Source organism: Jiella mangrovi (assembly GCF_017815135.1).
GTDB classification, from domain to species: Bacteria; Pseudomonadota; Alphaproteobacteria; order Rhizobiales; family Rhizobiaceae; genus Jiella; species Jiella mangrovi.
Map to the genome: position 1 here is coordinate 80,252 of NZ_JAGJCF010000011.1, position 18,779 is coordinate 99,030.

General features: G+C 65.1%; 17 protein-coding genes. 7 read left to right on the forward strand and 10 right to left on the reverse strand.

Going from position 1 to position 18,779, the window contains the following annotated elements:
• Nucleotides 1-3 precede the first annotated feature (3 nt).
• The gene (locus tag J6595_RS15050) at nt 4-1,143 is read left to right on the forward strand and encodes a CaiB/BaiF CoA transferase family protein (RefSeq protein ID WP_209595395.1); all 1,140 of its coding nucleotides are present in this window, start codon (nt 4-6) and stop codon (nt 1,141-1,143) included.
• A 57-nt stretch (nt 1,144-1,200) separates the two neighbouring features.
• Here the strand turns inward: J6595_RS15050 and J6595_RS15055 are convergent, their stop codons facing one another.
• The 10 genes from J6595_RS15055 to J6595_RS15100 form a co-directional block, all read right to left on the reverse strand.
• Nucleotides 1,201-2,448: an amidohydrolase family protein gene (locus tag J6595_RS15055; RefSeq protein ID WP_209595396.1), complete on the reverse strand. Its 1,248-nt coding sequence runs from the start codon at nt 2,446-2,448 to the stop codon at nt 1,201-1,203.
• Between the two features lie 19 nt (nt 2,449-2,467).
• Nucleotides 2,468-3,337 carry a GNAT family N-acetyltransferase gene (locus J6595_RS15060; RefSeq protein WP_209595397.1) on the reverse strand — a complete coding sequence of 290 codons (870 nt, stop codon included), beginning with the start codon at nt 3,335-3,337 and terminating at the stop codon, nt 2,468-2,470.
• Nucleotides 3,334-4,104 carry an aspartate/glutamate racemase family protein gene (locus J6595_RS15065; protein WP_209595398.1) on the reverse strand — a complete coding sequence of 257 codons (771 nt, stop codon included), beginning with the start codon at nt 4,102-4,104 and terminating at the stop codon, nt 3,334-3,336. Before J6595_RS15065 ends, J6595_RS15060 begins: the two co-directional genes overlap by 4 nt.
• 168 nt (nt 4,105-4,272) lie before the next feature.
• Nucleotides 4,273-5,172 (reverse strand): ABC transporter permease, encoded by a 900-nt coding sequence (locus J6595_RS15070; RefSeq protein WP_209595399.1) that lies wholly within the window; start codon nt 5,170-5,172, stop codon nt 4,273-4,275.
• A gap of 404 nt (nt 5,173-5,576) precedes the next feature.
• Entirely contained in the window at nt 5,577-6,539 is a 963-nt protein-coding gene (locus J6595_RS15075; RefSeq protein ID WP_209595400.1) for an ABC transporter permease, read from the reverse strand.
• Between the two features lie 4 nt (nt 6,540-6,543).
• Complete coding sequence (locus J6595_RS15080; protein ID WP_209595401.1) at nt 6,544-7,827, reverse strand: ABC transporter substrate-binding protein; 1,284 nt, start codon at nt 7,825-7,827, stop codon at nt 6,544-6,546.
• Nucleotides 7,828-7,890: 63 nt separating this feature from the next.
• Nucleotides 7,891-8,877, reverse strand: coding sequence for an ABC transporter ATP-binding protein (locus J6595_RS15085; RefSeq protein WP_209595402.1), 987 nt, complete (start codon nt 8,875-8,877; stop codon nt 7,891-7,893).
• Nucleotides 8,878-9,075: 198 nt separating this feature from the next.
• Nucleotides 9,076-10,455 carry an aspartate aminotransferase family protein gene (locus tag J6595_RS15090; RefSeq protein WP_209595403.1) on the reverse strand — a complete coding sequence of 460 codons (1,380 nt, stop codon included), beginning with the start codon at nt 10,453-10,455 and terminating at the stop codon, nt 9,076-9,078.
• Nucleotides 10,456-10,507: 52 nt separating this feature from the next.
• Complete coding sequence (locus tag J6595_RS15095) at nt 10,508-12,001, reverse strand: NAD-dependent succinate-semialdehyde dehydrogenase (protein ID WP_209595404.1); 1,494 nt, start codon at nt 11,999-12,001, stop codon at nt 10,508-10,510.
• A gap of 546 nt (nt 12,002-12,547) precedes the next feature.
• Nucleotides 12,548-13,012 carry an Lrp/AsnC family transcriptional regulator gene (locus J6595_RS15100; protein ID WP_245198469.1) on the reverse strand — a complete coding sequence of 155 codons (465 nt, stop codon included), beginning with the start codon at nt 13,010-13,012 and terminating at the stop codon, nt 12,548-12,550.
• 66 nt (nt 13,013-13,078) lie between these two features.
• Here J6595_RS15100 and ehuR point away from each other — a divergent pair, with 66 nt between their 5' ends.
• The 6 genes from ehuR (at nt 13,079) to eutA (ending at nt 18,774) form a co-directional block, all read left to right on the forward strand.
• Nucleotides 13,079-14,461, forward strand: coding sequence for a MocR-like ectoine utilization transcription factor EhuR (gene ehuR / locus J6595_RS15105; protein WP_209595405.1), 1,383 nt, complete (start codon nt 13,079-13,081; stop codon nt 14,459-14,461).
• Nucleotides 14,462-14,603: 142 nt separating this feature from the next.
• Nucleotides 14,604-15,377 carry an ectoine/hydroxyectoine ABC transporter ATP-binding protein EhuA gene (gene ehuA, locus J6595_RS15110; RefSeq protein ID WP_342453212.1) on the forward strand — a complete coding sequence of 258 codons (774 nt, stop codon included), beginning with the start codon at nt 14,604-14,606 and terminating at the stop codon, nt 15,375-15,377.
• Nucleotides 15,378-15,458: 81 nt separating this feature from the next.
• Nucleotides 15,459-16,319 (forward strand): ectoine/hydroxyectoine ABC transporter substrate-binding protein EhuB, encoded by an 861-nt coding sequence (gene ehuB, locus J6595_RS15115; RefSeq protein WP_209595406.1) that lies wholly within the window; start codon nt 15,459-15,461, stop codon nt 16,317-16,319.
• 329 nt (nt 16,320-16,648) lie between these two features.
• Nucleotides 16,649-17,308, forward strand: a complete 660-nt coding sequence (ehuC, locus tag J6595_RS15120) for an ectoine/hydroxyectoine ABC transporter permease subunit EhuC (RefSeq protein WP_209595407.1) — start codon at nt 16,649-16,651, stop codon at nt 17,306-17,308.
• A gap of 15 nt (nt 17,309-17,323) precedes the next feature.
• Complete coding sequence (gene ehuD / locus J6595_RS15125) at nt 17,324-18,001, forward strand: ectoine/hydroxyectoine ABC transporter permease subunit EhuD (protein WP_209595408.1); 678 nt, start codon at nt 17,324-17,326, stop codon at nt 17,999-18,001.
• Entirely contained in the window at nt 17,998-18,774 is a 777-nt protein-coding gene (gene eutA / locus J6595_RS15130; protein ID WP_209595409.1) for an ectoine utilization protein EutA, read from the forward strand. Before ehuD ends, eutA begins: the two co-directional genes overlap by 4 nt.
• Nucleotides 18,775-18,779: the final 5 nt, after the last annotated feature.

An 18,779-nucleotide genomic window follows, 5' to 3' on the forward strand; every position in this document is an offset into this window, starting at 1 on the left:
CTGATGCAGGATCTGAGCGGTCTGACCGTGGTTTCGGTCGAGCATGCGGTGGCGGCGCCCTATGCGTCGGTGAAGCTTGCCGATGCGGGGGCGAGGGTCATCAAGGTGGAGCGGCCGGAGGGGGATTTCGCCCGCGGCTACGACAAGCTCGCGGCGGGCAACAGCGCCTATTTCGTCTGGCTCAATCGCGGCAAGGAATCGATCGCCCTCGATCTGAAGGACGCGGCCGACAAGGCGGTCCTCGCCAGGCTGATCGACGAAGCCGACATCCTGATCCAGAATCTCGGGCCGGGTGTCATGGAGCGGCTCGGCTTCGGCGTCGACGACCTATGCAAAAGCCATCCGAAGCTGATCGCCTGCTCGATCTCGGGCTACGGTTCGGAAGGCCCGCGCGCCTCGCAGAAGGCCTACGACCTCCTCATTCAGGCCGAAAGCGGCCTGTCGGCGATCAACGGCACGCCGGAAGGGCCGGCCCGCGTCGGCGTTTCCGTCTGCGACATCGCCGCCGGCATGACCGCCTATCAGGCGATCCTCGAGGCCTTGATCGGCCGGGCGACGACCGGCAAGGGCCGCCATGTCGAGGTTTCGCTCTATCACGCCATGGCCGACTGGATGAACGTGCCGTATCTCCAGTATCGCTATGGCGGCAAGGCGGCGCAGCGCCAGGGACTGCAGCATCCGACCATCGCGCCCTATGGCGCCTTTCCATGCGCCGACGGCAAGGTGCTGCTCATCTCGGTCCAGAACGACCGGGAATGGGCTCAGCTCTGCAAGGCACTGGGGGCGCCCGAGATGGCGACGAAAGAGGGCTTTGCCACGAACCACGAGCGGATGGCCAACCGTCCGGCGGTCGACGGCTTCGTCGGCGGAAGACTGGCGGAGCGGGGCCGCGAGGAAAACATCGACCTTCTCACCAAAGCCCGGATCGCCATCGGCCGGCTGTCCGACATGGAGGACGTCGTTCAGCATCCGCAGAACCGCTTCGTCGAGGTGCCTACGCAACACGGCCCGCTCGAACTCCTCGCCCCCGGCGCGACCGTGCGCGGAAGAAAGATCGAGGCCTTCGGGCGGGTGCCGGAAACAGACGAACATGGCGCATCGATCCGCGCCGAATTCGGCTTTGCGGCGAAGCACTCGACCTAGATCAAGGGCGTCACGGCGCTCGCGGCGAAGCCCGGCCCGTCCTGGCCTATCCCGAAATTATAAGGCTTCGCCGCCCATTTCGCTGCCGAAGAGTTGCGGCAAGGGGCGCTCGAAGGTCTGGCGACCGGCCTTCCAGCCGGCAATCGGCTGGGCGATGCGGCGCACGGCATCCGTGGCGCTCGCAGCGTCGAGGATGACGAGATCGGCCGGCGCGCCGACGGCTGGCGTCGACGGCCTGTCGAGGCCAATGACGGAGGCGGCGCTCTCGCTGACCATCGCGAAGCTTTCGGCGATCTCTTCCTCCGTCCCGATCTGGGCGATGTTGGCAAAGAGGTTCGCCATGCGGATCAGCGAGGCGTCGCCGAATGGCGTGAAGGGGTTGAGGACGTTGTTGGTGGCCACCGCCGTCCTGACGCCCGCCCGGGCCAGACGATCGGCCCTTGCCATGCCGCGCGGATTGAGCCGGTCGGCATCCCGCCCCATGAGATAAAGATCCGTCGCCGGCAGGACGACGAGGCCGATATCGGCTTCGGCAAGTTCGCTCGCCAGCTCATCGAAGCGCTCCGGCGCCATCGCCGAGAGCTTGCTGACATGGCCGATCGAAACCCGGCCCTGAAGGCCCCTCGCCTTCACGGCGGCAATCAGCGTCGGTAGATCCGAGCCTTCGGGGTCGAGATCGAAATCGATGTGGAAATCGGCCGGCACCGCGAAGCGCTCGGCCAGATCGAGGACGAGCTCGATGTGCCGCGCCGGATCGTCGTCCGTATAGGGACAGCCACCGACGCTGGTCGCGCCGCCCTCGAGCGCCGCGATCAGGAGATCACGAGTGGCCATCTCCTGGGTCAGGCCCTCCTGCGCGAAGGCGCAGAGGTCGAGATCAATGGCATGGGCATAGTCGCGCTTCAACTGGACAAGCGCGTCGAATGAGGTCAGCTGGACGCGCGGGTCCGTCTCGACGAAGCTCCTCATCGCCATGGTTCCGTTGACGATCGCCTGTCTGAGGACGGTCTCCGCCCGCTGGTAGACGTCTTCGCGGGTAAACTCCGCCTTGGCTTTCGCCGTCAGAGACACCGCCTCTTTAAGCGTCCCCTCACAGATCGGGCAGCGCCCGAGAATCGCGGCCTTGTCGAGATGGATGTGGGCATCGACGAAGCCGGTGCAGACGAACCGCCCGTGCACGCGGCGCTCGGCTGCGCCTTGCGGCAGTCCCGGCGCGATCTCGGCGATGCGCCCGTCCAAGATGCCGATATCGACGGGCGCGTCCCTGCCCGCGATCCGCGCCTCCCGCAAAATCAGATCCAGCATGCCCGCTATTCTCCGCCTGTCAGCCGAGTTCGAAGCTGGTAACGCCGAAGATCCTGTCGAGGGGGAGCGACGGAGGGTCGCCCTTCACCATCCGCGCGGTCTCGAAGACCTCGACCATGCCGCGGCCTTCGGCAAGCGCGATGGCGGCTTTATTCGGCTCGGGAACGTCGAGGATCACTGCCTCGCCGGGCGGCACCATGCGCGACAGGGCGTCGAACAGGCTCGATGCGGCATCCGGCGTCTCGGCGAAGAGCGGACCGACCTTGAACCCATCCTGCGCCGGACGAACGACGCCATAGCCCCTCACCGTGTCGCCCTCGCCGGGCAGTATCCTGGCGACGTGCCCGTCCGCAAACAGCCAGGCGCGAAGGAAGGCCTCACGCTCGGTCCCGAAATGGGCCGTGTCGTAGGAAACGAGAGCGGCGCCGTCCTCGGCCGTGACCGCCCGCGTCGCGTCCGGCACCTCGGCCGCTAGTGAAACCGGGCCCTTGAAGCGGATGTTGCGATGCTGGAGGACGAAGCCGGATCGGGCATAGTTCGCCTGCTGATCGACGACGCCGTCGAGACCGACCGAGCGGCCTTCGAGCCGCGCCATGCCGGCCTGCCAGAGCGCCCAACCGATGCCCCGGCCGCGCAGCTCCGGCCTGACGATGTAAAAGCCGAGAAAGCCCTGTGTCTCGCCATAGGCGACGACCGAGATCGCGGCCGCCGGCTCGCCAGCCAGAAATGCCATCAGGAAGCCCTCGGGATCGGCGCTCCGGAACGCCTGCGCATCGCCGAGACCGGGATTCCAGCCCTCCTTCGCGGCCCATTCGACCGCCAGCTCGACATCGGCCGGCGTCATCACGCGGATTTCGATATCGGACGCTCGCGTGGCGATGCCCGTCATTCGACGGGCTCGAGAACGGGTGCGCTCTCGGTGTAGCCGATCATCCCGTCCGGATAGACGAAGCCCTGGTCCTTCGGGCGGGGCGTCGCATAGCCGCCGCGCTTGACGGTCTTCAGACCGAGCGTCACGGCGGCCTCCATCAGTTTCACCGCCGCCGAAACGCCTTCGACCACCGGAACCCCGTGGCGCTCGGAAAGGCTCGCGGCAAAGTCGGCCATGCCAGCGCAGCCGAGCACGATCGCCTCGGCGCCGTCCTCGTCGATCGCCCGGGCGATCTCTTCGGAGATTTTGGCGTTCGCCGCCTCCGGATCGGCCTCGAGAGCCAGGACCGGCAGCTCCGATGCGCGGACGCTGGCACAAAGGCTCGAAAGGCCGGCGCGGGACAGATTGTCTTCGAGGATCGGTACGGAGACCGACAGCGTCGTGATCACCGAATATCGCCTTGCCACCAGCGTCGCCATGCGCGCCGCCGCTTCGCCGATGCCGATCACCGGGCCCTTGAGGATAGAACGGGCGGCTTCGAGGCCGGTATCGTCGAAACAGGCGATGATATGGGCGTCGGCTCCATCGCGTTCGGCGATCGCGAGGGCATGGAGAAGCCCCGGCACGGCGAGCGCGCCGTCGACATGGCCCTCGATCGAGATCGGGCCGGCGTCGTTCTGATAGGCAAGGATTTCAGTGCCCCGCGCCGCCGCCTGGCGCGCCGCGTGGGCGATCGTCTCGGTCATCGACCGGGTGGAGTTCGGATTGACGATTGAGATCCGCAATTTGTCCCCTCAGACCTCTGTTCGTCCCGCCGCGACATTCGCCGGCCGTGGCTCTGGCGCTTGCGGGACGATAGCTCGATCCCGAAATTCTTAAGCCATCGCCGCTTGCAGGGGGCGACGAATTTGTCACGTCTGCGCCGGAATTCGAAGCAGGAGGCGATGACACAGTCAGGCCGCAAGGGCGCGGCGGCGGCGGCGTCTCTGGAGAAGCACGAAGGCCGCGAGCGTTCCGAAGATCACCGTGAAGGAAACCGCCGTCACCGACGTGCCGAGGGCGTAGATCTCGGGCGTCGTCACCGTCGTCGTCAGAGCCGCGAGTTCGAGCGGCAGCGTGTTGGTGGAGCCCATGGCCTGGCTGGAGCGGGCGATCTCGTCCCATGAGAGTGTGAAGCCGAACAGCGCGATGCCGATCAGGAACGGCGCGATCATCGGCAGGATGACATGGCGAAAGCTCTGCCAGTTCGAGGCGCCGAGGTCCCGCGCGGCCTCCTCGTAGCTCTTGTCCAGCCGGTTGAAGACCGCGAACATGATCAGAAGGCCGAAGGGCAGCGTCCAGGACAGATGAGCGCCGAGGCCGGAGGTGAAGAGGCCCAGCGAATTGCCGCGACGCGAGACGAGCCCGATCGAGGAGAGGACCGGCCGGAAGATGTCGTCGATGATGCGGAATTCCAGCGCGATGCCGAGCGAGACGACGATCGAGGGCACGATCAGGCTGGCGATGGCGATGTAGAACAGCGGCGTCGCGCCGAAGAATTTCTTGCGAAAGGCAAGACCGGCGAGGACCGAGATCACGACGGTGATCACCATCACCGTCAGGCCGAGCATCAGGGACCGCTGAAAGGCCGTGCCGATGTCGACCGTGCCGCGCCCGCTCCACAACCGCTCGAACCAGTAGAGCGAGACGCCGTTCATCGGGAAGGTCAGCCCGCCCGACGGCCCCTGGAAGGAGAGCGTCAGGATGGTGACCACGGGCCCGTAGAGAAACACCACGAACAGCGCGAAGAAAATCGCGAGGGCATAGAAGGAGCGCGGACGCTTTTCCTCCCGGGTGACGGATTTCACAGCCATGAGGGGGCTCCTTCCGCGTGATGGCGGGAGAGCGCTGCAGGGTCGCGACTGCATGCGTCTCGGCCATCGCCGGGCCGAGGCTCCGCAAGGGTGCCATGTCGAGGCGCTCCCCTCAACGCCCCGTCATCCTCGGGCTTGTCCCAAGGATCTACCGCCGTGTCCGCGTCAAAATCCGTGCAGAAACGCCCAGCTTCGACGTCGAGCTCCACCGGCCGGCGGCAGGAGTTCCTCGGGACAAGCCCGAGGATGACGGCGCCGGGATGTGTAGGCCCTATCTCAAAGGTCTCATCCGGCACGAGCGTCGCGCCGCTCGAAGGTGTACGGCCGGGCCTGAGTGCCGGGTATCCGCAGGACCTAGCTCCGATAGCCCTCGCCCTGATATTCGACCGCGGCCCAACCATCGCTCAAAGCTCCTTGCGGATGTCGACGAGCCGCAGCATGCCCCAGATCGTCACGAGAACGACGGCGAGAAGCACAATGGCGTTGGCGGCGGCGATGGGGAACTGGAGGAAATTGATCTGGGTCTGGATGACCTTGCCGACCGAGGCGATCTGCTGGCCGCCCATGATGCCGATGGTGAGATAGTCGCCGGTGACGATGGTGACGACGAAGATCGATCCGATCAGGATGCCGGGCTTGACCAGCGGAATGATGATGTTGGTCAGCGTCTGCCAGCCCGAAGCGCCGGCATCGTAGGCCGCCTCGATCAGCGATCGGTCGATGCGCATCATCGAATTGAAGATCGGGACCACCATGAACAGCGTGTAGAGATGGACGAGCGCCAGGGTGACGGCGAAATCGGAATAGAGCAGCCATTCCAGCGGCGCGTCGATCAGCCCGATGGACTGTAGCGTCTCGTTGACGAGGCCGTTGCGGCCGAGCAGCGGGATCCACGAGATCATCCGGATGACGTTCGAGGTCCAGAACGGGATGGTGCAGACCATGAAGAGCGCGATCTGCATCGGCAGCGTGCGCACGTGGAAGGCGAGGAAATAGGCGACGGTGAAGCCGATGAAGAGCGTGACCGCCCAGACGATGGCGACGAATTTCAGCGTCGACAGATAGGTCGCGAAAGTGGTGCAGAGCCGGGATGAGCCGGAGAAGCAGCCGTAGAACACGTCCTGGTAGTTCGAGAAGACGAAGGCCGGCTCGATCGAATATTCGGTGTAGTTCCAGAAGGAGACGACGAAGGTCGCGACCAGCGGCAGGACGAAGAACAGAAAGAAGACGAGCGCCAGCGGCGCGGCCTGGGCATAGGGCACCCAGGCCGGCGTCCAGCTCGTGCGCCGGTTGCGCGTCGCGGTGGACGCGCCCTTCTCGGCGTTGGACGCCCCGGTGCGGGCCGCGGCGTCCATCGTCTCGGTCATGACCTCAGGCGGCAATGAACTCGTTCCACTTGCGGATCATGTAGATGTTCTCGTCCATGACCGCGTTCCAGCACGCGACGGCCCCCATGCGCTCGTTGTAGGAACCGCCGTCGCGCACGGCGCCGGCCTTTTCGAGCAGCTTTCCGTCCGGCGACATGATGTCCTTTTCGGCCGGCTTGCCCTCGAACCAGTAGGCCCACTCGTAGGGCTCCATGGCTTGCTCGGTGGTCTCGAGCACGGCGGTGTAATAGCCCTGCTTGGCGAGATGTGCGCCGGCCCAGCCGGAGAGGAACCAGTTGATGAACTCGTAGGCCGCGTCCTTCTCGCGGTCGTCGATCGCGATCGGAAGTCCGAAGCCCGACGCCCAGGCGCGGTACCCCTCTTTGAGCGGCTGGTACTTGCACGCGATGCCCTGGGTCCGAACGGCTGTCACCGCCGGCGACCACATCGACTGAATGACGACCTCGCCCGAGGCCATCAGATTGACGCTCTCGTTGAAGTCGGTCCAGAAGGCCCGGAACTGGCCGTTGCGCTTGGCTTCGATGAGCGCGGCGATCGTCGCGTCGATCTCGTCGCGGGTCATGTTGCCCTTGTCGGCATATTTCATGTCGCCCCGGGCTTCGATCGCCATCGCCGCATCCATGATGCCGATCGAGGGAATGTTGAGCGTCGCCGCCTTGCCCTTGAATTTCGGGTCGAGAAGCGCCGCCCAGCTGTCGACGGGGCCGTCGATGAGATCGGGACGGATGCCGAGCGTGTCGGCGTTGTAGGTGGTCGGGATGAGGGTCAGGAAGTCGGTCGGCTCGCTGGCGAACTCGGTCGCTTCCTCGTCCGGCAGATAGAGCACCTCGGTCGGCGCGGTGCCGTCGAGGCCGACCTTCTTGCCGTCGACGGTGCCGTCGCGGATGACCGTGGCAATCTTGTCGGCGAGTTTGATCTTCTTGGCGTCGAGACCCATGATGTTGCCGGAGGGAAGCAGCTTCGGCAGCGCGAAATATTCGGTATCGACGAGGTCGAAGGAATTCGGCTGGGTGATGACGCGCTTGGCGACGTCGTCGGTCGTCACGGCGATGTATTCGATCTTGATGCCGAGATCTTCCCCGGCCTTTTCGGCGATCGCCGGCGACTGGTTCACCGCCGTCGAGAGATAGCGGAGCGTCACCGGCTCCTGGGCGAGTGCCGGAAAGCCGGTGACCTTGGTCACCAGCGCCGCGCCGCCGAGCGCGGCCGAGCCCTTGAGGATCGACCGGCGGGTCACGCCGCCGCGGGTTTCGGTGAGTATCGTCATGAAGCTTCCTCCGTCTACAGTTTCGGGGGTGGGCGAGTTCTGGGGCGGACCTGGCAGCGACGCTCAGGCCGCAAGCTCGTGGCGGTCGGCCGGCTGCCAGGCGACCGACACCGTGTCACCGGCCGCGACGGGCGACCGGTCGAATTCCGATTCCGGCAGGGTGGCGATGAGGTCCGTGCCGTCCTTGCGCGTCATGGCGACATGAACGGTCATGCCCTGATATTCGACATCGGTGACTTTCGCCTCGGTGCCGGCCTCGCCGGGCTGGGCGAGACGGATGCGGTCGGCCCTCACGGCATAGGACTTGCCGCCTTCGGGCACGACATTGTGGCCACCCATGAATTTGGCGACGAACACCGTCTTCGGAGCGTTGAACACCTCGCGGGGCGAGCCGACCTGCTCGATCCGGCCGTCATTCATCACCACCACCATGTCGGCCAGCGCCATCGCCTCTTCCTGGCTGTGGGTGACATGGACGAAGGAGATGCCGAATTCGCGCTGATAGCGTTTCAGCTCTGCCCGCATGCGGATCCTCAAGAACGGATCGAGGGCGGAAAGCGGCTCGTCGAGGAGAAGGACGGTCGGATTGGTGACGAGCGCGCGGGCGAGCGCGACGCGCTGCTGCTGGCCACCGGAGAGCTGGCTCGGCAGACGGTCGCCATATTTGGCCATGTCGACGAGATCGAGCAGCTCGTCGGCGCGCTGTCGTCGCTCGGCCTTGCCGACGCCGGCCATCTTCAGCGAAAAGGCGACGTTGTCGCGAACGTCGAGATGGGGAAACAGCGCGTAGTTCTGAAACATCATCGCCGTGCCGCGCTTGGCCGGCGGCAGGTCGTTGACGACCTGGTTTCCGATCACGACGTCGCCGTCGGAGATGAATTCGTGGCCTGCGATCATTCGCAAGGTCGAGGATTTGCCGCAGCCGGACGGCCCAAGCAGGCAGCAATAGGTGCCGGCGGGTATCTTCAGCGAGACCCTGTCGACGGCGATCGTTTCGCCATAAGCCTTGGTGACGGCTGCAAGTTCAAGATCGGCGGCTTCGTTCGGCAAGGCATGACCTTCATGTCGGACGGCATTTCATCCGACAGAAGCAACGGCCATGCCAACCAGGCGTGGAAAGGGGAAGCCAGTCCTCCCGGCTCCCCCTTTTCCAATCGAGCCCGCCTCGCTGTCTGAAAACTGGGCAATCAGCCCATCTTCGCGGCAAAGGCGTTTGACTGCCTGATCACCACGTCAGATCGCGGACGGTCAGCGCGCGGCCATCACCGCATCGACCGCTTCCGAGGTCTTCTGAACGATCAGGTCGGCGTCTTCCTTCGTCAGGCAGAAGGGCGGCGCGAAGCCCAGAATGTCGCCTTCGGGCATCGCCCGGCCGATGACACCGCGATCGAACAGGGCCGCCGAGATCTTCGGCCCGATCTTCTGCGAGGCATCGAAGAAGCGGCGGTCGTCCTTGTCCTCGACGAATTCGACGGCGGCCAGAAGCCCCTCGCCGCGCACCTCGCCGACATTCGCCTTGCCCTCGAGAGCCTCCTTCAGGGCCTTGAGGAAATAAGGCCCGACCTCGCGGACGTTGTCGATCAGCTTCAGATCGTCGATCAGCTTGAGGTTGGCAACGCCGGCCGCCGCGCAGATCGGATGGGCCGAATAGGTCCAGCCATGGCCGAAGGCGCCGAGATCATCGGCCCCCTTCACCAGCCCGTCCCACATGCGCTTCGAGACGATCGAGCCCGACAGCGGCGCATAGGCCGAGGTGAGACCCTTGGCGATGGTGATGAGGTCCGGCTTCATGCCGTAATGGTCGGAGCCGAACATCGAGCCGAGGCGGCCGAAGCCGGTGACCACTTCGTCGGCGACGAGCATGACGTCGTATTTTTCCAGCACGGCCTGGATCTTCTGCCAGTAGCCGGCCGGCGGCGGCACGATGCCACCGGTGCCAAGCACCGGCTCGCCGATGAAGGCGGCGACGGTCTCCGGGCCCTCGGCGAGAATCAGCTCTTCCAGCTGGTCGGCGCAATATTGCGAGAACTGCTCCTCGCTCATCGAGCGATCCTCGCGGCGGTAGTAATAGGGCGAGACCGTATGGAGGATCGGCGCGCGCGGCAGGTCGAAGGCATTGTGGAAGAGCTGCAGGCCGGTCAGCGAGCCGGTCATGACGCCGGAGCCGTGATAGCCGCGCCAGCGCGAGATGATCTTCTTCTTCTCGGGCCGGCCGAGGACGTTGTTGTAGAACCAGATCAGCTTGATGTTGGTCTCATTGGCATCCGAGCCCGACAGGCCGAAATAGACCCGGCTCATATGCTTCGGCGCCCGGTCGATGATCATCTTCGAAAGCTGGATCGAGGCGTCCGTGCCGTGGCCGACATAGGCGTGGTAGTAAGCGAGCTCATGGGCCTGCTTGGCGATCGCGTCGGCGACCTCGGTGCGGCCGTAGCCTGCATTGACGCAGTAGAGGCCGGCGAAGGCGTCCACATGGGTGCGGCCGGTGGCGTCCGTGATACGCACGCCCTCGGCGCCGGTGATCACCCGGGTCGGGCTCTCGCCGCGGGCATGGGTGCCCATATGGGTCGAGGGGTGGAAGAAGTGATCGCGGTCGAACGCTTCGCGTTCGTTCGAGGCGTCGAGCATGGCGGCGGCTCCTTTCAGGTTTTGTCTGGAGGTTTCTGATTTTGCGGCCGGATCAGGCGAGATCGGCGCAGACATATTTGATGTCGGTGAAGGCCTCGAGGCCGTGGCGTGAGCCCTCACGGCCAAGACCCGACTGCTTGACCCCACCGAACGGGACCGGCGCGCCGGTAATCTTCACACGGTTGACGGCGACCATCCCGTAGTCGAGGGCGCCGGCAAGACGCGCCGCCCGGGCGCCGTCCTTGGTGACAACATAGGCGACGAGGCCATATTCGCTGTCATTGGCGCGGGCGACGACCTCGTCCTCGCTGTCGAAGGGGGTGAGCGCGGCAACCGGTCCGAAGGTCTCCTCCCGCATGATGGTGGCGCTGTCGGAAACGTCGGCGAGCACCGTCGGCTGATAGAAGAGGTGCCCTGCCCCGTGGCGCGCGCCGCCCGTCAGCAGCCTTGCGCCTCGCGCTGTTGCATCCTGGACCTGCGCCTCGATCTTTGCGACCGCGCGCTCATGCATCAAAGGGCCGATCTCGCTCGCCTCGTCGAGACCGTTGCCCACGACCAACGACGCCGCTTTCTCGGCAAATCGGCGGGAAAATTCCGCGTAGACGGAACGCTCGACATAGATGCGGTTGGCGGCGAGGCAGTCCTGGCCGGAGGTGGCGAATTTGGCATCGATGGCGATGGCGACGGCCCGGTCGAGATCGGCGTCGGCAAAGACGATCAGCGGGGCGTGTCCGCCGAGTTCCATGACGAGGCGCTTGACGGTGGGCGCCGACTGGGCGGCGATCAGCCGGCCGATTTCCGTCGAGCCGGTGAAGCTCATCGCCCTGACGCGATTGTCCGCACACATCTCGCCGACGATGGTCGCGGCATCGCCGGTGACGACGTTGAAGACACCGGCGGGAAAGCCCGCCCTTTCGGCGAGTTCTGCCAGGGCAAGCGCGGAGAGCGGGGTCTCGGCGGAAGGATGGGCGACGACGGTGCAGCCGGCGGCAAGCGCGGCCGCGGCCTTGCGGGTCAGCATCGCCATCGGAAAATTCCAGGGGGTGACGAGGCCGGCAACGCCCACCGGCACGCGGGAAACGCTCATGGCAGCGCCCGGCAGGTGGCTCGCCACGCTCTCGATCGAAACGCGCCTGGCCTCTTCGGCGTAGTAGCCGACAAAGGACGCGCCATAGGCGATTTCGCCCACAGCCTCGGCATAGGGCTTGCCCTGTTCGAGGACCATCAAAAGAGCAAGGTCGTCTTTCGCCGCGAGGATCAGATCGTTCCAGCGTTGCAGGATCGCGCCGCGCTCCTGCGGCAGCAGCGCCTTCCAAGATGCAAAGGCGCCCTGTGCGGCATCGATCGCCGCCACCGTAGCGGCGGCATCGAGGCCGGCGACATGGGCAAGGGTGATCCCGCTGGCGGGATCGGTCACGGCGAAGGTCGCGCCGCTGCCCGCTCGTGTCCAGCGTCCGCCGACATAGGCGTTGTCGCGGAACAGCCGGGGATCGGCGAGACGGTCGATGGCAGGGTGAATTTCGGTGCGGGCGAAGACGGCGCTCATCGATGACCTCTCGACTGTTCCGGCCAGGCAACCGGAGGGACCGGCGACGTCCGCCAGCATGGCCATCAACCTACGAGGTCCGTGGTGGAGGGATTGGCTAAAGAGGCGATCGCGGCAGGCCGTCTGGGCTGAAGTCGGCCGCTGTCGCAGAGAGTTTCTCTCCCTGCGCGCTTTTGCCGAGCAACCTTGAATGCGTGCGTGCAGCTCCAATGCAAGTGGCCGAAGCGCTTGTCTTGGCTGCGGCTTGCACCCGATCAGCTGGAAAAGACGCCTTGTTCGCAGTCGTATCCACTTCGCGACGTCATCTTCGTGCTTGTCCCGAGGAACGACTGCGGGTTGATGATCGGGCCGCTCGCGGATGAATGGCCACTCTTGGACGATTTTGGTGAAGACGCGGCAGTAGATCCTCGGGACAAGCCCGAGGATGACGCAATTTCAATGGCTTCGGACCTAACTTTACCCAAGCCGTCTCTTGGTGAATTGTGGATCTCGCCGCATTCTGGCTGAACGGGACTGGGCAAATTGTTAGGCGGCGAGACCGCAGGCTCAGACGCCCGCCTCCTTGACCGTGCGGGTCACGATATAGGTGAAGTATCGGGCTATGCCGATCTCGCGGTTCAGCCAGCCGTCGATCAGCCGCTGATAGGCGTCGACATCCCGGGCGACAACTTTGAGGACGTAGTCGACGCCGCCGCCGACCGACCAGCAGGCGACAATTTCCGGCGTGTCGCGCACCATTTTCTCGAAGCGGTCGAAATCCGCCTGCCGATGCTGGCCGAGAGTGATCTCCACCAGCACCGTCGTCTGCGGCGCGACCAGCCGCCATTCGATCCGGGCGTGATAGCCCGCGACGATGCCGCTCTCCTCCAACCGCTTCAACCGGTTCCAGCAGGGCGTCGGCGACAGGCCCACCATCTCGGCCAGCTTGAGCTTGGTGATCCGCCCCTCGCGCTGGATGGCGCCGAGGATCTTCAGGTCGATCGGATCGAGCTTGATGGGCGGAATCGGCATGGCATTCCCTGATGAGTTGTCCGCCACCATATTGCCGAATGACATGATTTGCGAAAGAGTGCTTTCATGACAATGCCATTTCTCGATCCCGCCGCGCTCCACCGGCCGGTCTATCAGTCGCTTGCCGACCAGATCGCCCGCGCCATTGCCGACGGGCATCTGGCGAATGGCTGCAAGCTTCCGCCGCACCGCAGCCTCGCCCATGATCTGAAGATCTCGGTGCAGACGGTGAGCCGAGCCTATGAGGAACTGATTCGCCGCGGGCTGGTCTCCGGCGAGACGGGGCGCGGCAGTTTCGTCCGGCGCCAGGAGCCCTCCGGCGACGTGCCCTATCTGCAGGAGCGGCCGGGCGAAGTCGTCGACCTGTCGATCCTGAAGCCGGTCTGCGAGGCGATGCATCTCGACCGGATGAAGGCGGTCCTGGCCGAGCTTTCGGTCGATCTGCCGGCCAGCGCTGCTTTGTCCTTCCGCCCGAACGTCATCTTTCCCGGCCACCGGATCATTGCCGCGGACTGGCTGCGCCTTTGCGGGCTGAACGTCTCGCCGGGCAATGTCGTCCTGACCAATGGCGCCACGGCCGGCATGACGGTGGCGATGATGAGCGCCGCCTCCACCGGCACGGTGATCGCGACCGAAACCGTCGGCCACCACACGCTGATCCCGCTGGCGAGCTATCTCGGGCTGAAGATGGTGGGCGTGGAGATCGACGCCGACGGCATGGTGCCGGCAGCCCTCGACGCGCTCTGCCGGCAGGAGGATGTGCGCTCGGTCTTTCTGCAGCCGTCGCCCATCAATCCAACGGCGACGATGATGAGCCTCGAACGCCGCAAGGCACTGATCGCGGTGGCGCGACGCAACGCCCTGACCATCATCGAGAATGATCCGCTCGGACCGTTGATGGAAAATCGCCCGCCGCCGATCGCGGCTCTGGCGCCGGAGCTGACGCTCTATGTCACCAGCTTTACCAAAACCGTGCTGCCGGGCCTTCGGACCGGCTATCTGGTCGCGCCGGACAGGCTGATGTCCGCCGTCGCCAATCGTCACCTGGTCAGCCACTGGATCGCGACGCCGCTCTTGGCCGAGATCGCGTCACGCTGGGTGCGCGATGGAACGGCGATGGAGCTGGTCCGCTGGCAACGGGCGGCGCTCAAGAAGCGCCAGGAGATCGTCCGCTCGATGCTCAAGGGGATCCAATACGGCGCCCATCCCGAGGGCCTGCATGTCTGGTTGCCACTGCAGAGCCGCGCGGAGGAGGAAATCTTCGTGACCCAGGCGCGGCTGCGCGGCGTCGCGCTCGCCCCAGGCCGCAGTTTCCAGATCGGCCGGGACGACCATCCGGCCGTGCGCATCGCCGTCGGATCGGCGAGCGAGACGGAGCTGAGATCAGGCTTGCGGATCGTCGCCAGCCTGCATCAGGCGGCGCCGGAGCCGCTACTGCTCGCCATCTAGGCGGACTGCCTACGAAATGAAGGGCCGTCTGCGCGATTGTCCGGCATTTCGGCAAATATTGTCATGATTTTATTTTCTCGATTGACATGATTTAGCCTGCCGTCTCATCCTAGCGCGTCGCAACGCGATGACCGAGGAAGCCGTGGCCGAACCGATAATCAGACTGGACGCCGTCACCAAACGCTTCGGCACCCTCACCGTGCTGGACGAACTGACCTTTGACGTGAAGCCCGGCGAGAAGCTGGCGCTGATCGGCCCGTCCGGCTCCGGCAAGACCACCATTCTGCGCATGCTGATGACCCTGGAAAATCCTTCCGAGGGCCGCATCACCGTCGATGGCGATTATCTCTTCCACATGAAGCGCGGCAACGACGTCGTGCCGGCGGACGAGAAGCACCTCCACGAGATGCGCCGCAAGATCGGCATGGTGTTCCAGCACTTCAACCTGTTTCCCCACAAATCGGTGCTCGAGAACATCACCCTCGCGCCGATCCTGACCCAGAACGTTTCCAAGGCCGATGCCGAAGAGCGGGCGATGTCGCTGCTGACGAAATTCGGCCTTGCCGAAAAGGCGGACGCGATGCCGAGCCAGCTCTCAGGCGGCCAGAAACAGCGGGTAGCGATCGCGCGGGCCTGCGCGTTGCAGCCCAAGATCATGCTGTTCGACGAGGTGACGTCGGCGCTCGACCCCGAGCTGGTCGAGGAAGTGCTGAACGTGATGCGGCTGATCGCGGAGGAGACCGACACGACGATGCTGCTCGTCACCCACGAGATGAACTTCGCCCGGGATTTCGCCGACCGGGTGCTGTTCTTCGATTCAGGTCACATCATCGAGGACGGCCCGCCTTCCGAGATCTTCACCAATCCGACCCACGAGCGCACCCAGAGCTTCCTGCGCAAGGTGCTCTCTCACTGATGCAGTTTCCATGACGGGCGCCGTTAGCCGCCGCCCCTCAGCTGCGAAAACGAACCATTTTCAACAGCCAACGGAGTTGCCATGAACCGCCTCTTCACTCTTTCCCGCCGCGCCGTCCTCGGGGCCGCCATCGCCGGTCTCGCAGCCACCGCAGCTCAGCCGGTCATGGCCCAGGACGCGCTCGAAAAGCTGATGGAGAAGGGCGAGGTCCGGATCGCCATCGGCAACGAGCCTCCCTACACCGAGCTGAAGTCCGATGGCACCGTCACGGGCGCTGCGCCCGACGTTGCCCGCGCCGTGTTCAAGAAGCTCGGCATCGACAAGCTCGATCCGGTCGTGTCCGAATATGGCGCGATGATCCCCGGCCTTCAGGCCGGCCGCTTCGACGCCGTCACCGCCGGCCTGTTCATGAAGCCCCAGCGCTGCAACGCCGTCGCCTATTCCGAGCCGGTGCTGTGTGACGCCGAGGCGTTCCTGGTGAAGGAAGGCAACCCGAAGAAGCTGACGACCTTCAAGTCGATTGCCGAAAGCTCCGACGCCACCATCGGCGCGCCGGGCGGCGGCACCGAGGAGCGGCTGGCCCTCGAAGCCGGCGTGCCGCGCAGCCGCGTCATCGTCGTGCCGGACACGCAGAGCGGCCTGACCATGCTGCAGCAGGGCCGGATCGACGTCTATTCGCTGCCCGTCCTGTCGATCAACTCGCTCGCCAAGAAGGCCGGCGGCGGCGTCGAGGTCGTGGCGCCGGTCGAGGATTCGCCCATCGCCTGCGACGGCGCGGCCTTCCGCAAGGACCAGACCGATCTGCGCGACGCCTTCGACAAGGCGCTGGCGGAGCTGAAGGAATCCGGCGAATTCGCCAAGCTCATCGAGCCCTACGGCTTCTCGGCCAAGGCGGCGATGAAGACCTCCCGCGAAAAGCTCTGCTCGGCCTCGGCGGAGTAAGAGGCGGGCGCGGCGGCCAGGTGGCCCCGGTCGGCGGGTTGTCGACCCAGGCCCAGGCCATTTTCGCCAAAAGATGTCGACGAAGTTGAAACTTCGTCATTCTAGGGCTCCGTCCCGAGAATCCAGGGGCGGCGGACGCAGCGCTGGACGCTTCCCCAATTACAGCTGAGACCGAGTGCTCGACGATTCCTGGATTCCCGGGACGGGGCCCGAGAATGACGGGGCTGTTGGGCTGGCGCCTCAAGCTCTGACGATCCGGATGTCCCGCGATATTCATCGCCGACGAGACTGTTCGAAACCAACACCAACCTTCAAGGATCCCGACCTTCATGGAGATGTGGCTCGGCTACATGCAGCTCATCCTTCAGGGTGCCTGGATCACCGTCCAGCTCACCGCCTATGGCTGCGCCTTCGCACTCGTCGTCGCAATCCTCGCCGGTCTCGGCCGGATCTCGCGCTTTGCCGCGCTGCGCTGGCTCTCCGTCGGCTACATCGAGTTCTTTCGTGGCACCTCGATCTTCGTGCAGCTGTTCTGGATCTATTACGTCCTGCCGCTGATGGGCTTCACCCTGAGCCCTATGCAGGCCGGCGTTCTCGCTCTCGGCCTCAATGTCGGGGCCTATGGCGCCGAGGTGGTGCGCAGTGCCATTCAGGCCGTGGACGGTGGGCAGAATGAGGCTGCCGTCGCGGTCAATCTGACGCGCTTTCAGACCATGCGCCACATCATCCTGCCCCAGGCCTTCGTCATCATGCTGCCGACCTTCGGCAACAACGCCATCGAGCTTCTCAAGGGCACGGCGATCGTCTCCTTGATCTCGCTCTCCGACATGACCTTCCAGGCGCAGGTCGTGCGCGCCCAGACCGGCAACACGGCCGTGCCCTTCATCACAATCCTCGTCCTCTATTTCGCCATCGCCTCGGTCATCAGTTTTGGAGTGCGATCCCTGGAAAAGCGCCTGACGCGCGGCCTCGACGGCGTGCGGGCTTAAAGGAAGGGATCGACCATGGATTGGGACTGGCAATTCGTCTGGCAGATCCTGCCGACCCTCGCCGAGGGCGCCAAGATCACCATCATCGCGACGCTGCTCGGCTATGTGCTGGCGGTCGTTCTCGGCCTCCTTCTGGCGATCATGCGGCGCTCGCACAACGGCTTCGTCTCGAAACCGACCGCCGGTTTCGTCGAGTTCGTGCGCGGCACGCCGCTGCTGGTGCAGCTCTATTTCCTGTTCTACATCCTGCCCGAGGCAGGCATCACGCTGGCGCCGCTCGTTGCCGGTGTCATCGGGCTCGGCCTGCATTATGCGACCTATACGTCCGAAGTGTACCGCGCCGGTATCGACAACGTGCCGCGCGGCCAGTGGGAGGCGGCGAAGGCCTGCAACTTCACCACCCGCCAGACCTGGCGCCACATCGTCCTGCCTCAGGCGATCATGCCCGTCATCCCGGCGCTGGCGAACTATCTGATCGCCATGTTCAAGGAAACGCCGCTCCTGTCGGCGATCACCGTCCTCGAACTGATGAACCAGGCCCGCTCGATCGCCAACTACAACTATCGCTATGTCGAGCCGATCACCCTTGTCGGCGTTTTCTTCCTGGTGATCAGCCTGATTTCGGTGGTGGGCGTCAAATATCTCGAGCGCCGTTTCGGCGCTTACGGCAAACGCGGGCGGGCGGCATCATGACGGCGATGCGCGAGCTCGGCCCGGACGCCGTGACGCTGGACGAACGCCCGATCGCCAGACGGATCGGCCTGATCCTGCTCGACACCGATCATACGACGGAGACGGATTTTGCCCGTCTCGTCGCCTCCGGCGAGATCGGGGTCTATGCTGCGCGGGTCGCCTACGCCAATCCGACGACGCCCGAAAATCTCATGGCCATGCGGCCGCGTCTCGCCAAGGCAGCGGCGGCGATCCTGCCCGGGAGCGAACTCGACGCGATCTGCTTTTCCTGTTCGTCCGCCTCGGCGGTGATCGGCGACGATACTGTGCGTGATGCGATCCGCGCGGGCAAGCCGGGCGTTGCCGTCATCACGCCGGCACTTGCGGCCGCCAACGCTCTTGCAGCCCTCGGTGCGCGGAAGATCGCCATGCTGACCCCCTATCTCGCCGAGACCACCCGGCCGCTCGCCGCCTATATGCAGGCCAAGGGCTTCCACCTTGCCGGCGTCACCTGCCTCGGCTTCGACGACGATCGCGAGATGGCCCGCATCTCGCCCGCCTCGCTGGTCGAGGCGGCGGTGGCAGCGACGCCCGACGATGCCGAAGCGCTCTTCATCTCCTGCACGGCCCTTCGCGCGGTCTCGGTCGTCGCCAAAATCGAGGCGAGGATCGGCCGACCGGTCGTCACCTCCAACCAGGCGACGGCCTGGGAGTGCCTGTCCCTTTGCGGCGCCACGGCCGATCCGGCCAGAGCGGGCCGGCTCTTCGCCCTCGACCGGCCAAAAGCGGCTTGATCGTT